The sequence below is a fragment of the Nocardia sp. NPDC004168 genome (assembly GCF_040610355.1).
GTDB lineage: Bacteria > Actinomycetota > Actinomycetes > Mycobacteriales > Mycobacteriaceae > Nocardia > Nocardia sichangensis.
Map to the genome: position 1 here is coordinate 579,690 of NZ_JBEXME010000001.1, position 15,125 is coordinate 594,814.

Below are 15,125 nucleotides of genomic sequence, written 5' to 3' on the forward strand. Positions count from 1 at the left end.
CACACGCCGGTGGCGGTCCAGGAGTTAGCTGGTCTCCAGATGGGTGAAACACGTTGGCGGGCAGCGTAAAAACGTCGTTACGTGACTGCGTGTTCCGGCCGCGATGCGGTAAGGGGAGTTCGCGTGTTAAAAACCGATAGGTTGGTATTTATTCCCGTTTGTCCAGTGGATGAATGCCACATGAACTGCACAGTTTCCAAAAGCGGGCACTTTATTGTGTCGAGCGGTGACAGGTGACGTAAATCCACCGCGCTCGCCTGCTGTCAAATCGTCTGGGACAGTGTGTTTCCCGGCCTGGTTCCCGTGGTGCGTGGCTTTGTTTCCGGAAACATAGTCGGGGAAGTTGTCTGAAAAATTGCCTTCCGGCGAAACATGCTTTTCTGCAACGGGTTCCGGATTGCAGCCCGCATAGTGCGGGTGTACAGATTGTGAGAACGCGGGACGGTGTCGTGGCACGCCGCACGGGTAAGACGAGCGGCGAGAATCGGCAGTCCCGTTCGCGGATATCGGAGGGCAAGTGGGCGCGGAATCTGCGGGTGCGAAAACCCGCGATGAACTGTGTATATCCGGTTTCGAACGGCCCGAGGGCCGTCGATCGGCACAGATGTTCCGCGCCGGTGGAAAGGTCTGGCGCGCGATGAAGGAGGCGCTGAATGAATGAATTCGATGCCCTGACCGAACGAGTTCTCACGATGTTCTCGCGTGGTCTGCACGTGGTCGAAATAGCACCGGACACGCCGTTGCTGGATTATGGCTTGGACTCGGTTCGGTCGGTGGAGTTGGTGATCGAGCTGGAGCGGGAGTTCGGCATCGCGATCTCCGACGAGGAGGCGGCCATGCTGCATACCGCGCGCGATGTGATCGCGTGCGTTGCGGCGAAGACGACTCGTACGCGGCACACCCGGGCCGAGGCGCGCGCGTGACCACGGGCGCGGGGTGGCAGGAACAATTGCCGCGCACCGGATCCGACTCGTTCGGCGATTTCGCCGACTACAACCGACCCGGCCTGGCCGGATTGCTGCGAGCCTGCCACCTGGACGTGATGTACACCGCCGCGGAGGGCGACCATCTTGTCCGCGCGGACGGGACCCGGGTGCTGGATCTCGTCGGCGGTTTCGGCGCGGCACTGTTCGGTCACAACCATCCGGCGCTGGTACGTGCCGCGACCGCGACATTGAACCAGCAGGTGCCATTCGTGGCGCAGGGCAGTGTCCGGCCCGGCGCCGCGCGGTTGGCGCGGCGGCTGTCCGAGTCGGTCGGTGCGTCTACCGGCCGGGAGTACGTGGTGACATTGGGTTCCACCGGAGCCGACGCGGTCGAGGCGGCGATCCGGCACGCCGCGGTCGCGCACGCGCGCGCCCTGAGCGAACTGGACGCCGAGCTACGGCGGACGCTGCGCCGGCTGCGCCGCGACCGCCTGCACGATGTGCGCCCATCCGCGCCCGCCGGGGACACCGAGCCGCGGACCGCCGCGGTCGTGCTCACCGAATCGCTGGGCCGGATCGCGCGGCTGCGTGAGCGCGGACCGGTGTTCGTCTCGCTCGCGGGCGCGTTCCACGGAAAGAGCGCCGGCGCCTTCGCGCTGACCGAACAGGCCGATACCCCGGCCGACCTGGTGGTGCCCGGCCCGCCGCGGTGGCGGCTCGACACCTGGGCGCCGGACGAGGTGGCGGACGCGTTCGCCGACGAGCTGTGCACCGTGGGTGTCATCGGCTTCGGCGCCGACGGAGCGCCCGTGCGGACGTGGCGGCGGTTGTCGCCCGTCGCGGCGGTGTTCGCCGAGCCCGTCCAAGGCGAAGGCGGTGTGCGGGAGGTTCCCGCCGAGACCCTGCGCGCCTTGCGGGAACTCGCGGATCGGCACGCCGCGGCGCTGGTCTTCGACGAGATCCAGTGCGGCATGGGCCGGACCGGCACGTTCCTGGCGTCGGCTCCCTCGGGTGTGCGCGCGGACTACTACCTGATGTCGAAATCGCTCGGCGGCGGACTGGTGAAGATCGCCGCGCTGCTGGTGGACCGCGCGCATGCCGTGTCCGACTTCGGTCGCTACCACACCTCCACCTTCGCCGACGACGAGCTGTCGGCGACGGTCGCCGACGCGGCACTGGACCTGTTGCGCGACAACCAACTCCGGATCAGCGATGCGGGAGCGCGATTGCGGTCGCAGCTGGACGAAGTGGCCCGCCGCTGGCCGCGAGAGATCGTGGCGGTGCGTGGGCGCGGGCTCCTGCAGGGCGTGCAGCTGCGGGCGCCGGCGCCGGAATCGGCGCTGCTGCGCGAGGTCTGCGCGCCCGACATGTTCGGCTACGTGGTCGCCGGATACCTCCTGCACCGGCACGCGATCCGCGTGCTGCCCACCCTCTCGGCACCGACCACCCTGCGCGTCCAGCCCTCGGCGTTCGTCACCCAAGGCGACATGGCGCGGCTGGCGGCGGCGCTGGACGACGTCGCGGCACTGCTGCACCGTGGGCGATACGACGTGCTGCTGGCGCACTTGGCCGCTCCCGTCACCACGAAGCCCACGGTGACGGAGCGGGCTCCGTTGCCACGGCGCGCCGATATGCCGCCGGCGCGCGACCCGCACGCGCCGACCAAGGTGGCGTTCCTGGCGAACCTGCCCGAGACGGCCGACCTGCGCAGGCTCGCCCCCGAGCTGGAATGCTGGAGCGACTCGGAATTCGCCGCCTTGCTCGAACGTCTGCGCCCCGTCGCCGATCCCTTCGAACTGACCAGGCTGACGATCTCCTCGCCCACCGGCGCCGAGGCCGAGATGATGGTGTTCGCGCTGCCGCTGACCGCCGAACAGATCGTGGCGCATCAGCGTGCCGGCGAGCGGACCTACGTGCGCGAACTGGTGTGGCACGCGGTAGAGCAGGCGATCGCGGCCGGAGCCACGGTGATCGGGCTCGGCGGCTACACCTCGATCGTCACCGATGCCGCACGCGAGGTGACGGAGGACACCGTTACGGTCACCTCCGGCAATTCGCTCACCGCGGCCTGCGCCTACGAGGTGCTCAGCGCCGAACTGGCCGCGCTGCCGTCGGGGCAGCGGCGGGTCGGCATCCTCGGCGCACTCGGCAACATCGGCTCGGTCATGGCCGAACTGCTCGCTCCGCTGGCCGATTCGCTGGTCCTGGTGGGCAGGCCGGGCGCGGGGACGCGCTTGCGCCGGGTGGCCGCCGGACTGCCCGGCGAGGTGGTCGTGAGCGAGGACCTGGCCGCACTGCGTGACTGCCGGGTGGTCGTGACCGCCACCAACTCGGCGCAGCCGCTGATCACCGCGCGACATCTCGCCGCGCACCACCCGGTGCTCGTCTGCGATCTGGCCGTACCTGGCGACGTGGACCCGGCGGTCGCCGAGCATCCGCATCTCACCCTGGTCGACGGCGGCCGCATGGCGCTGCCGCTCGGCCAGACCCCGTCCCTACCCGAAACCGGGTTGCCCGCCGGAATCGTCTACGCGTGCATGGCCGAGACGCTGCTGCTCGGCTTCGAGCCGCGCACCGCGAGCCCGTCCTACGGCGCGCTCACCGTGGCCGGTGTCCGCGCGGCACGAAGTCTGGCCGCGCGCCACGACCTGCGCCCGGTTCTGCTGCCGACAGGAGCCACCACCGTGATCACTCCGACTACCGCGTCCGCCCCGATGTTCCTGGGCGCGGCCGACTTCGCCCCCGCTCGGGCGGGCGGCAAGGCCGCCACTCTGCACGAGTTGCTGACCGACGGATTCGCCGTCCCAGCCGGTTTCGTCGTGCCCGCTGATCTGGACCTCGACGGCGTCGGCGACGACGATCTGTCCGGCTGGGTGCGGGCCATCGGCGGGTTCCCGGTGGCCGTGCGCTCCAGTGGCGTCCTCGAGGATCTCGACGACGCCAGCTTCGCGGGCCAGTACGAGTCCTATCTGGACGTCGCGGACGCGGACGCGCTGCGGACGCACATCGAACGGTGCCGCGCCTCGGTACGCAACGAGCGGGTGCGGGCGTATCTGTCCCGCCGCGGCATGGCCGGCGCCGAGGCGACGGTGGCCGTCCTGGTGCAGCGCATGGTCGAGGCACGTTGCGCCGGAGTCGGTTTCAGCATCGATGTGCTCACCGGCATCGAGGAGCACGCGGTGCTGGAGGCCTGTCACGGCGTGGGCGAGCGATTGGTCTCCGGGCAGGTCACCCCCACTCGCTACACACTGCGGCTGTCCGACGGCGGCGTGGTCGCGCGCGAGGCGGGCGAGGAGGACGTCCGGCTCGACGGCGCCGACACCGAAGCACTGGCGGCGCTATTGCTGGCGGTGCAGGCCCGCAGGCATCGGCCGCAGGACATCGAATGGGCGATCGATGGCGACGGCGCACTGTGGCTGCTGCAGTCGCGAGCGGTCACCGCGATCAGCTGGCGCACCGACATCGACCAGTTCTCCGATGCGGACCTGCGCGACGGCGGCGTCTCGGCCCGGGTGTGCACACCCATGATGTTCTCGCTGTACGACAACGCCTTCCAGTACTCGATGCAGCGGTTCTTCGAGGGGCTGGGCCTGGCCGCGGCGGGCGAAGAGCCGGACTGGATGGCGATGTACTACGGCCGGGCCTACTGGAACGTGAGCGCGGTGAAGCAGTGCTTCCAGCGCATACCCGGCTTCGACGAACAGCACTTCGACGACGACCTGGGCGTCCTCAACGAGTACGGCCCCGAGGGGCCGATCCGCACGCCGAACACGCCGCTGACCATCGCCCGCGCGCTGCCCGTCGCGCTGGCGGTGCAGCGCAGCTATCGCGAACAGCTCGCCGCCGTCGACGCGTTCGCCGCGGGCTGGCCCGCCAAGTACGCGGCGTGGCGCGAGCGGGTGCGCGCGCTGCCCCGGACCGACCAGGCGACCTTCGCCGCCGACCTCGCCGACTGCCTGCTCACCCTGCACGCGACGACCGAGCGCACCTACTTCACGACGATCTATCACAACTCGAGCGTGCAGACCGACTTCAAACAACTGCTGGACAAGGTCGACGCGGCCACCGGCGCGACCAGCTCCGCCATCGACCTGATGGGTGGTCTCGCCGAGATCAGCCACATGGCGATGCAACGCGGAATCGTCGAATTACACCGTGTCGCACAAGAATTCGGCATGGACAGCCCGGAGTGGGAGGTGGCGCTCGCGGCCTTCCTCGCCGAGCAGGGCTTCCACGCCGACGCCGAACTCGACCTCACCTGCCCGCGCTGGTCGGAGGACCCGCAGCGGGTGCGATCAATGATCGCGGTGATGCTCGAACACGGCACCGCGCCTGCCGACCCGGCGGCCACGCTGGTGGAGCAGCGCAAGCGCTACGAGTCCGAATCGGCGGCGGTCCGAGCCCGGGTTCGGGCTCGTCCGACGACACGGGTGCGCTACGCCAAGGCGCTGGACAAGCAGATCGAGCGGATGCGCCGCTACCTCGTGGCCAGGGAACGGATGCGGGAATTCTCGTCGCAGTGCTACGCCGTCGTGCGCGCCTACGTGGTGGAGGCGGGCACGCGCTTGACCGCCGCCGGCGCGCTCGAGCACGCCGACGACGCGTTCCAGCTGACCATCCACGAGCTCACCGACTTGGTCGCGGGCCGCGCGGTCGCGGCGGACCTCGCGCCCGTGATCGCCTACCGCCGTGCGATGTACGCGGCCTATCGCGATCTCACACCGCCGCACGAACTCGGTGGCGGGGTGACCGTGGCCGCGGTGCGCGCCGTCGCCGACGGCGACCTCTCGGGCCTCGGATGCAGTCCCGGTGTCGCCGAGGGCACGGCGCGGGTGATCACCGCGCTCACCGACCTCGACCAATTGCGCGACGGCGACATCCTCGTCACGAGATTCACCGACCCGGGTTGGACTCCCGCGCTGGGCTTGGTGGCGGGTGTGGTGACCGAGGTGGGGGGCATGCTGTCGCACGCCGCCGTGATCGGACGCGAGTACGGCATCCCCGCCGTACTGAACGTGGCGGGCGCGACGAGTGTCGTGCGATCGGGTCAGCGGATCCGAATCGACGGCAGCGCGGGAGTGGTGCGGATCCTGGACGCGGACTCCGTCACGGCCCCCGTGGGCGGCGCACCGTCCGCGGATCACCGGCGAGCGGACGTCGCCGCTCGCGCGCGACCGGAGGAAGACTCGCCGCCGCCCCCCGCTCTCCCCGAAACCGCCACGCAGGTGGCAGATCCTGTCGCATCACCTCGCGTGACGCGCGGCTCCGGAAAGGACACGACACTGACCGCACGTAAACGCCTGATCTGTCTCGCGGGCGGCGACGGCTCGGGCAAGACCACCCAGGTGGCGAGGATCGCCGCGGAATTCGAGGCGCAGGGCCACAGTGTCGCGGCGGTGACGATCTGGGACGCCTTCCTCGACCCTAAGGTCTCCTCGAAACTCCCTTGGGGGAGTCCCGCGGAGATCTACGGCTACCTCCAGATGCTCACCCCGCTCAGCCGCGCGCACTTCCTGTTCCACGCCATGCAGCTGGCACTGGACCTGGCCGCCGAGCGTGGCGCGGACATCGTGCTCGCGAACGCGTATTGGTACAAGTACTACGCCACCGAAGTCGCCCACGGCGGTGACCCGGCCGTCCTGCGCAGCCTGGCGGCGGGGTTCCCGGAACCCGATCGCACCTTCTACCTCGCGGTGCGGCCGCAGGACGCGCTGAGCCGCAAACGGTTGCGCAGCGACTACGAGAGCGGCTACGGCGACGAGGAGTCGTTCCTGGCCTTCCAGCAGCGCAGCCACGAGGCGCTCGACGCGCTGTCGGACGAGTTGGGCTGGATCCGGCTCGACGGCACGGCGGCGCAGGCCGAGATCACCAGCGCGGTGCTGACCCAATTGCGCGAGGACGACCGATGAGCGGCTCGTACACCCGCCGGGTGGCCCTGGTCGGCATCGACGGCGCGGGCAAGTCCTCGGTGCTGGCCGCGCTCCGCGCGCTGGCGGTGCGGACCGACGCCGGTGGGTTCGCGTCGATGACCTGCCCCGATTTCCACGACACCCGCGACGTTCCGCTCGCCGATCTGTCCCGGCAGCTGCGGGCCTTCAGCGTCGGCTGTGACGAGATCGGCGACGTCGCGATGAAGGCCACCGCGATGTACCTGCAGATGACCCTGTTCGGGCCGGTGGAACAGCACTTCCTGCGTACCTGGGAACCGGATGTGCTGGTGTGCGAACGGCATCCGCTGATCGAACTGCTCGTCTACGGTCCACTGTACGTGGCGCTGGCGGGCACGGACGGGCGCTGCCGCGCGCGACAGGACGAGATCGCGGCGGTGCTCGAACGGCATCGACCGGGCACGTTCGCCGACATCCTCGCATGGCAGCACGCCCAGGCCGAACGGCTGGGCAGCTCGCCGGACCCGTGGCTGCTGCTGTCGGAGATCGCGGAATTGGTCGGTCGCGACATCGCCGGCGCGGTATCCGGCTTCGGCGAACGGTTTCGCACCACGCTGCCGGACGCGGTGCTGTGGCTCGACGCACCGCCCGGGCAGGCCGCGGCCCGCTGTGCGCGGCGGTCGGCACACGGGCCCGTCGAGGCCCATGAGACCGCCGAGCGGCTGACCACCCTGCGCTCGGGATACGAGCGGGTGCGCGAGACCCTCGCGACCGCGTTCCCGGAAGTGGCGTTTCACCGCATCGACACCGCCGACGACGTCGACCTCGAGGAATCGGTGCGCGCCTGCGTGACGGAAGGGAAGTTGCTCGGATGAGTGCACGTGACGACATCGGCTCGGCGGACCTGGAGGCGCGGGTCCGCGCGATCGTCGGCGAGGTGCTGTGGGTGCCCGCTACCGATCTGGATCCGGCGGCACCGCTGATCGACTACGGACTCGATTCGCCGACCGCCATCGAACTGACCATTCAGCTCGAACAGGAGTTCTCCGTGAGCATTCCGGAAGACGTCGCCGTCCGGCTGACCACGGTCGCGACGATCGTGCGCTATGTCGAGGACCAGCCATGACCGCGTCATCAGGGACACTGCGCCCGCAACACCCGAGCATCGTGCACGCGCTGCTGTCCGGCGGCGACCGAGGTACGGCGGCGGCGTCGACGGTGATCCTGGCCGAGCGCGCCGCTGCCCGGCACGACGACGAAATCCGCTGGCGCCACGATGATCTGGTGAGCGCTGCGGGCCGCGCCGCGGCGGGCCTGGCCGCCGACGGCGTGCGCCGGGGCGACCGCGTGTTGCTGTGCCTGCCCACCTCGGCGGAGTTCGTCACCGCCTTCTTCGGCGCACTGTCGCTCGGCGCGGTGCCCACCGCCATCGCCACGCCGGGTGGCTTCGGGGCCGCCGAAATCTTCCTGGACCGGTTCACCCGGCTGCTTGCCTATCTGGAACCGGCGGCCGTGGTGAGCACTCCGGCGGTGCTCACCACGTTGCCCGTGCCCGCGTCGGTGGCGACGATCGACGCCTCGGCACTGCATGCGCTGGCAGGCACACCGGGCGCTCCCGCGCTCGCGCCCCACTTGCCCGCACCGGAGGATCTCGCGTTCATCCAAGCCACCTCCGGCTCGACCGGCACGCCCAAGGGGGTTCAGGTCACCCACGCGAATCTGGCCGCCAACTGCGAGCAGATCGCCCGCGCCGCCGCGATCGGACCCGGCGACACCTGGGTGGGCTGGCTGCCGCTGCACCACGACATGGGCCTGATCGGCGGGTTTCTCACACCGCTGTTCTGTGGCATCGACGCGGTGCTGATCCCGCCCAACCGGTTTCTGCGCCACCCGGCCGATTGGCTGCGTGCGGTGCACAGGCATCACGGAACTCACACCGCCGCACCGAATTTCGCCTACGGCTACGCCGCCGCGCGCATCGCCGACGGTGAACTCGACGGAGTGGATCTGTCCGCATGGCGGTTCCTGTTCTGCGGCGCCGAACCGATCCATCCGCCCACGGTGCGGCGGTTCGTCGACCGGTTCGGCGGCTGGGGGCTGCCTTCCGACGCGCTCGTACCGTGCTACGGCTTGGCCGAGGCGTCGCTGGCGGTGACGGTGTCCGATCCGCGGGCGCCGATCGCGTTCGACTCGGTCTCCCGGCGCGGACTGGCCGAAGACGGCGTCGCGGTGGATGTCCCGGCCGGTGACGGCGACGCGCTCGACATCGTCGACTGCGGAGCGCCCGTGGCGGGCACCGAAGTCCGCGTGGTGGACGAGAACGGAACGCCGTGCGGCGCGAATCTGCTCGGCCGGGTGCAATTCCGTGGGCCGTCCACCACGCCGGGCTATTTCCGGCTGCCCGAAGTCACCGCCGCCACCCGGACGCAGGGCTGGTGGGACACCGGGGACATCGGCTACCTGCGCGACGGGCGGTTGCGGATCACCGGGCGACGCAAAGACCTGATCATCATTCGCGGCGCGAACTACCTGCCCACCGACTTCGAGATCGCCGCCGAGCAGGTGCCGGGAGTGCGGCCGGGCGGCGCGGTCGCGCTGGGACGAACCGATGCCGACGCCGGATCGGAAGAGTTGCACCTGATCGTCGAATCCGCCGTGGCGCGGACGGAGCACGACGCGCTGGCCCGTGCGGTACGCGCCGCGGTGAGCAAACGCACCGGCGTGCTGGCGGCCGGTGTGCGGATCGTCGCGCCGCGCAGCATCCCGAAGACCACCAGCGGCAAAGTCCAGCGTGCCGCGGCGCGGCGCCTGCTGGACGGCGACGCGGACGAACTGGTCGGCGCCGTGCGCGGGGGAGACGTGGCGCGGTGACACCGACGACCGGGACCGGCGAGCGTCGCCTCGACGGCCCGTCCACCAGGCATCCCTTGGGCGTCTACGCCCGGTACCGGACCGACCCGCTCGGTCTGTTCTACGAGTCCGCGCTCCACTACGGCAGTGTCCGGCTGCGCCTGGCGCACCAGCACGTGCACCTGCTGGTCGAACCCGAGCACATCGAGCAGGTGTTGGTCACCCGTGCGGGGCGCTACGAGAAGGGGATCAGCTACCGAAGCCTGAACCATTTGCTCGGTCCCGGCTTGCTGACCAGCGGCGGCGAGCTGTGGAAACGTCAGCGCGCCCTGATCAAACCGGCTTTCACGCGCCGTCATGTGGAGTCCGAGATCCCGCTGATGGTCGAGTGCGGACAGCGGATGCGCACCCGCTTGGACGCCCGCGCCGCCGACGGCGCGGCCTTCGACCTGGTGCCCGAGCTGATGGGATTCGCCGCCGACGTGGTGTGCCGCGCGGTACTCGGCGCGGACCTCGACGGCGTGCTTCCGCAGATCGAAGACGACGTGCGCCAGGGCGTTTCGTGGGTCATGCGGCATATGGCCGCGCCGATCCAGCTGCCGCCGCGGCTCCCGACTCCGGGTAACCGGCGGCTGTGGGAAGTGCGACGCCGGTTGCACCACGTGGTCGACGAGGTGATCGGCAGGCACCGGCGAACCGACGACGACGCCGGGTCACTGCTCGCCCGGCTGCTCACCGCCCGCGACGACGCGGGACACGCGATGGACGACGCGCAGCTGCGGCACGAGGTGCTGACCTTCTTGCTCGCCGGTCACGAAACCACCGGAGCGGCGCTGGCCTGGACGATCTACGAACTGGGCCGCAACCCCGCCGTGCTCGACCGGGTGCGCGCCGAGATCGACGCGCTGCCGGACGCGCCGGACGACCCGGACGCCGTGCGGGCCGCGCTGCCCCGGCTGGAGTACACCGGCCGCGTGATCGATGAGGCGATGCGCCTGCATCCGCCGGCTTGGGCGTTCAGCCGTACCGCGCTCGAGCCGGACCATTTCGACCGGTTCGACCTGCGACCCGGTGCGATCGTCGTGATCAGCCCGTTCGTCAACCATCGCCTGCCTCGGTTCTGGGACGCGCCGCTGACCTTCGATCCCGACCGGTTCACCAAGGAGCGGAACCGGGCGCGCCCGCCGTTCCGGTACTTCCCCTTCGGCTGGGGCGCGCATCTGTGCGTCGGCCAGCAGATGGCGCTGATCGAGATCCGGGTGGGTCTGACGATGGTGCTGTCGCGCTACGACATCGAATTGGTGAACGGGATGCGGGTGCGCGAGCACCCCGAGATCTCCAACACCCCCGACCCGGTCCTGGTGCGGTTGACCCGGCGCGAGCGCGCCGTCCCGGCGACCCGGACCAGACAGGAGGCCGCGCGATGACCAGTGCCACCACCGGCGCGATACTGCGCGCCGAAACCCTCGCGGCGGACCCGGCGGCCGCGGCGCACGCCGGAGCCAAGGCCGCCAACCTCGCCAGACTGCAGGCCGCCGGATATCGCGTGCCGCCGTTCGCCGTGCTGGGCACCGATACGTGCGCGCGGCTGCTGGCTCCGTCCGCCGACGCCATCGCGGGACTGCTCGCCGAACTCGATCCGGACGACCCGGCCGCCTTGCGGTCGGTGTCGTCCCGGATCCGCGCTCTCGTCGAGGGATGCCCCCTGCCCGGCGATATCGCCGCCGAACTCGACGCCGTGGTCGCCGAACTGGCCGCCGCCGGTCCGGCCGCCGCGGGCGAGGTGCGCTTCGCCGTGCGATCGTCGGTGCGCGGGGAGGATTCGGCGACCGACTCCTTCGCCGGACAGCTCGACACCGTGCTGAACGTCGGGGCCGCTGATCTGCCCGCCGCGATCGGGACGGTACTCGCCTCCGCGTGGTCGGAGCGCACGCTGTTCTACCGGGCGCGCCGCGGTCTCGACAATGCGCCGGTCGCCTGCGCCGTGGTGGTGCAAGTACTGCTCGACAGCGCCGTCTCAGGGGTGGTGTTCAGCTGCAATCCGCGCAGCGGTGATCCCTCCGAAGCCGTGGTCGCGGCCGCGCTCGGGCTGGGCGAAGGCGTGGTGGCGGGCACGGTGGACTGCGATACCTACTTCGTCGACCGCGGCACCGGCGCCATCACCTCACGGGTGGTCGCCGACAAGCGCAGCCGGGTCGCACCCTCGCCGCACGGCGCGGGGACCACGGTCGAAGAACTCGCCGACCCGCTGACCGCGGCTGCGCTGTCGGACACGGAGATCCAGGAGTTGGCCGAGGTGGCGGGCGCACTCGCGGACCGCTTCGGCGCACCGCAGGATGTCGAGTTCGCCTACACGCCGGACGGGCGGTTGCACCTGTTGCAGGCGAGACCGGTCACGGCGACCGGCGCACGTGAGACGGTCTTCGACAACGTCAATGTCGCGGAGTCGTATCCGGGACTGTCGAGCCCGCTGACGTTCTCGGTGCTGCGTACCGCCTATGAGCGGGTCTTCCGCACGTGTCACCGCGATTTCGGCGCCACCGCGCGGATCGTCGAGCGCAACGCCGCCGATCTGTATCCGTACCTGGTCGGCACCGCGCGCGGCCGGATCTACTACAACATCAGCAACTGGTACCGCTTGTTCCTCGAGATCCCCGGCATGGAATTCGCCATCGAAGGCTGGGAGGCCGCGCTCAATATCGAGAACCGATACCAGCGACCGCCTGCGCCTGCCCGTGGTATCGCCCGGCTGCGCGCGATCGCGCTGCGCCTGCGTGTGTTCGCGATCATCCTGCTCGGCTGGCTGCGACTGCCACGGCGGCTGCGCGCGTTCTTCACGGCGCTGGCGGCGGCAACCACAGACCTCGAACGCAGGCTGGACGAGGATCGGCCGGAGCGCGACCGCGACGCACACGCGTTGCTGGCGTGGACCGAACGCTTCTTCGACGAACTCGTGCCCGCCTACTCGGTGCAGATCTTCAACGATTTCCTCGCCCAGCAGATGTTCCATGTGGTCGGACTGCAGTTGCGCCGAGCCGGCCTCGCCGAGGAAGCGGCGCTCACCCTGCGCAACGAATTGTTCTGCGGCGAGGACGGTGTCGACAGCGTCGATCCGGTGCGGTCGGCACTGGCACTGGCCGCGCGGGTGCGCGCAGACTCGGCGCTGCGTGCGCTGTTCGACGGTCCTTCCACCGCGCAGCAAGTATGGGCGTCCCTGTCGGAAGACCGGTTCGCGACCTTCCGCGCAGCGTGCCTGCGCCACATCGCCGAGTTCGGCGACCGCACGGTGGACGAACTCAAGCTGGAGACCGATCCGCTCGGCGAGCACCCCGAACGACTGGTGCCCATGCTGCGGAATTACCTGCGTGGCGGGCAGAACGCCGATGACATGATCGCGCGTGAGCAGGCGATCCGGCGTGCGGCCGAGCGGACGGCGGCCGAGCTGTTCGCAGGTGAAGGCGTGCGGCGGTGGGTTTTCCGGCTCGCGCTTCGGCTCGCCCGCGAACACGTGAAGCAGCGCGAGAACATGCGGCTGGGCCGCAGCCGCGCCTTCGGTCTGCTCAAGGGGGTGTTCCGGGAGTACGGCAGGCGACTGCACGCCGACGGCCTGGTGGGTGATCCGCGCGACGTCTTCTGGCTCACCTACGAGGAGATCGCGGCCCTCACCCGCGGAACGGCGGTGGACACCGACATCACGCGTACCGTCGCCCTCCGCAAGGCGGATTACGACCGCTGGCAGGCTCAGCGCCTGCCCTCCCGCATCGTCACGACCGGGATCGCCGCGTCGGGGATCAGCGATCCGGCACTGGAGCAACCGGGCCCGGACGCTGCCGAGGGAGCGCGCGTACTGCACGGAATCGGTTGCGCCCCAGGTCGCGTCGAGGCTCCCGCGCTGGTCCTGGACACCCCGGATCCGGACGTCGCGATCGATGGGCAGATCCTCGTCGCCGCGACCACCGACCCGGGCTGGGTGTTCCTCATGGTCGCCGCGGGCGGCCTGGTCAGCGAACGAGGCAGCCTGCTCTCCCACACCGCCATCATCGGACGCGAACTCGGCATCCCCACGGTCGTCGGCGTGCCCGGAGTCACCCGCCTGATCGGAAACGGTGACGTCCTGGTGCTGGACGGCCGCGCGGGAACCGTGACCCTCGGGCAGGAGCGACGACCATGACCGCACCGGATCTGGCCCACGGCGAGAATTTCAGCCTGGAGCACTATCTCGACCCAGCCGCGCACACGTTCGACCAGCGCTTCGCGGAATTCCGGCCCTACGCGCAGCACGCTCGCGGCAGCGGGTTCGTGTTGCGAGAAGTGGCCGGGCCGTCCGGCGCGGTCGTCCCGGTGCGCGATCCGGCGACCGGCGCGACCGACGAGCTGATCATGCTCGGGTCCAACAACTACCTCGGCCTGGGCAACGAGCCGAGCATCGTCGAGGCCTCCATCGCCGCCATTCGCGAATACGGTGTGGGACACGGCGGCCCGCCCTTGCTCAACGGCACCACCACTTTGCACCGGCGGCTCGAGGAACGGCTGGCCGAACTGAAGGGCTGCGAGTCGGCCATGGTCTTCTCCTCGGGCTACGCGGCCAATGTCGGCTGGGTGACCGGTCTGCTGCGCAGAGGCGACGTGCTGCTCTACGACGAACAGAACCATGCCAGCCTGTACGACGGCATCCAGCTCGGCCGGGTGCGCTCGATGGCCTTCGCGCACAACGATGTACGCCAGCTGCGCCACCGGCTGATGCAGATCCGCTGGCGCAATCCAGGGGCGAACGTGGTGGTGGCCGTCGAGGGCGTGTACTCGATGGACGGCGACATCGCACCGCTGCCGGAGATCCGCGCGCTGTGCGACGCCTTCGGCGCGTGGCTGGCGGTGGACGACGCGCACGGCACCGGAGTACTCGGCGCGCGCGGGCACGGCACCGCCGAGCATTTCGGGCTCGGTCCGGGATCGGTGGAGCTGACCATGGGCACGTTCTCGAAGGTCTTCGCGGGCACCGGCGGCTTCGTCACCGGGTCGCGAGACCTGGTGGACACGCTGCGCTTCTTCGCCCGCTCCTACATGTTCTCCGCCGCGCTCGCCCCCTCGGTGGTCGCGGCGGTGCTCGCCGGAATCGACTTCCTGGCCGCGCATCCCGAACGCGTGGCGCGACTGCACGACAACGTCGGCTACTTCGTGCGCGGGCTGCGCGCGATGGGTTTCGCCGTCGACCCGCAGACCGCGATCATCCCGCTGCTCGTACCACAGCGTCTCGCCGTCGCCGACGTGGTCACCGCTCTGCATCGGGAGGGTGTGTTCGTCAACGGCGTCGAATTCCCGGCCGTGCCCCGCGACCAGCAGCGCCTGCGGATCAGCATGATGGCCACCCTCACCCGCGACCACCTCGACCGCGCACTGGACCGCATCGACACCGTCGCCCGCCGCTTCGGCTTCCATCCCGAACAGGAAGGGATCGCTTGAC

Annotated in this window: 8 protein-coding genes; all 8 read left to right on the top strand. The window is 70.1% G+C overall.

Annotated features, from left to right (window positions below; translation table 11 throughout):
* The first annotated feature begins 653 nt into the window (after positions 1-653).
* Genes ABZW96_RS02900 through ABZW96_RS02935 form a run of 8 tightly spaced genes read left to right on the top strand, consistent with a single transcriptional unit; the run spans position 654 to position 15,124 of the window.
* Positions 654-923, top strand: coding sequence for an acyl carrier protein (locus ABZW96_RS02900; protein ID WP_355070694.1), 270 nt, complete (start codon positions 654-656; stop codon positions 921-923).
* The gene (locus tag ABZW96_RS02905) at positions 920-6,835 is read left to right on the top strand and encodes an aminotransferase class III-fold pyridoxal phosphate-dependent enzyme (protein WP_355070696.1); all 5,916 of its coding nucleotides are present in this window, start codon (positions 920-922) and stop codon (positions 6,833-6,835) included. The genes ABZW96_RS02900 and ABZW96_RS02905 overlap by 4 nt, the downstream gene beginning before the upstream one ends.
* Positions 6,832-7,689, top strand: a complete 858-nt coding sequence (locus ABZW96_RS02910; protein ID WP_355070698.1) for a hypothetical protein — start codon at positions 6,832-6,834, stop codon at positions 7,687-7,689. Before ABZW96_RS02905 ends, ABZW96_RS02910 begins: the two co-directional genes overlap by 4 nt.
* A complete protein-coding gene (locus tag ABZW96_RS02915) occupies positions 7,686-7,940 on the top strand; it encodes an acyl carrier protein (protein WP_355070700.1) in 255 nt (84 codons plus the stop codon). Before ABZW96_RS02910 ends, ABZW96_RS02915 begins: the two co-directional genes overlap by 4 nt.
* Entirely contained in the window at positions 7,937-9,685 is a 1,749-nt protein-coding gene (locus ABZW96_RS02920; protein WP_355070702.1) for an AMP-binding protein, read from the top strand. Before ABZW96_RS02915 ends, ABZW96_RS02920 begins: the two co-directional genes overlap by 4 nt.
* Positions 9,682-11,091 (top strand): cytochrome P450, encoded by a 1,410-nt coding sequence (locus ABZW96_RS02925; RefSeq protein WP_355070703.1) that lies wholly within the window; start codon positions 9,682-9,684, stop codon positions 11,089-11,091. Before ABZW96_RS02920 ends, ABZW96_RS02925 begins: the two co-directional genes overlap by 4 nt.
* On the top strand, positions 11,088-13,835 hold the full coding sequence (locus tag ABZW96_RS02930; RefSeq protein ID WP_355070705.1) for a PEP/pyruvate-binding domain-containing protein: 2,748 nt from the start codon (positions 11,088-11,090) through the stop codon (positions 13,833-13,835). The genes ABZW96_RS02925 and ABZW96_RS02930 overlap by 4 nt, the downstream gene beginning before the upstream one ends.
* Complete coding sequence (locus tag ABZW96_RS02935; protein ID WP_355070707.1) at positions 13,832-15,124, top strand: pyridoxal phosphate-dependent aminotransferase family protein; 1,293 nt, start codon at positions 13,832-13,834, stop codon at positions 15,122-15,124. The genes ABZW96_RS02930 and ABZW96_RS02935 overlap by 4 nt, the downstream gene beginning before the upstream one ends.
* The last annotated feature ends 1 nt before the right edge of the window (position 15,125 follow it).

Coding starts and splice junctions, on each gene's coding strand:
- ABZW96_RS02935 (WP_355070707.1), top strand. CDS start 13,832: ATGACCGCACCGGATCTGGCCCACGGCGAGAATTTCAGCCTGGAGCAC.
- ABZW96_RS02900 (WP_355070694.1), top strand. CDS start 654: ATGAATGAATTCGATGCCCTGACCGAACGAGTTCTCACGATGTTCTCG.
- ABZW96_RS02915 (WP_355070700.1), top strand. CDS start 7,686: ATGAGTGCACGTGACGACATCGGCTCGGCGGACCTGGAGGCGCGGGTC.
- ABZW96_RS02920 (WP_355070702.1), top strand. CDS start 7,937: ATGACCGCGTCATCAGGGACACTGCGCCCGCAACACCCGAGCATCGTG.
- ABZW96_RS02930 (WP_355070705.1), top strand. CDS start 11,088: ATGACCAGTGCCACCACCGGCGCGATACTGCGCGCCGAAACCCTCGCG.
- ABZW96_RS02910 (WP_355070698.1), top strand. CDS start 6,832: ATGAGCGGCTCGTACACCCGCCGGGTGGCCCTGGTCGGCATCGACGGC.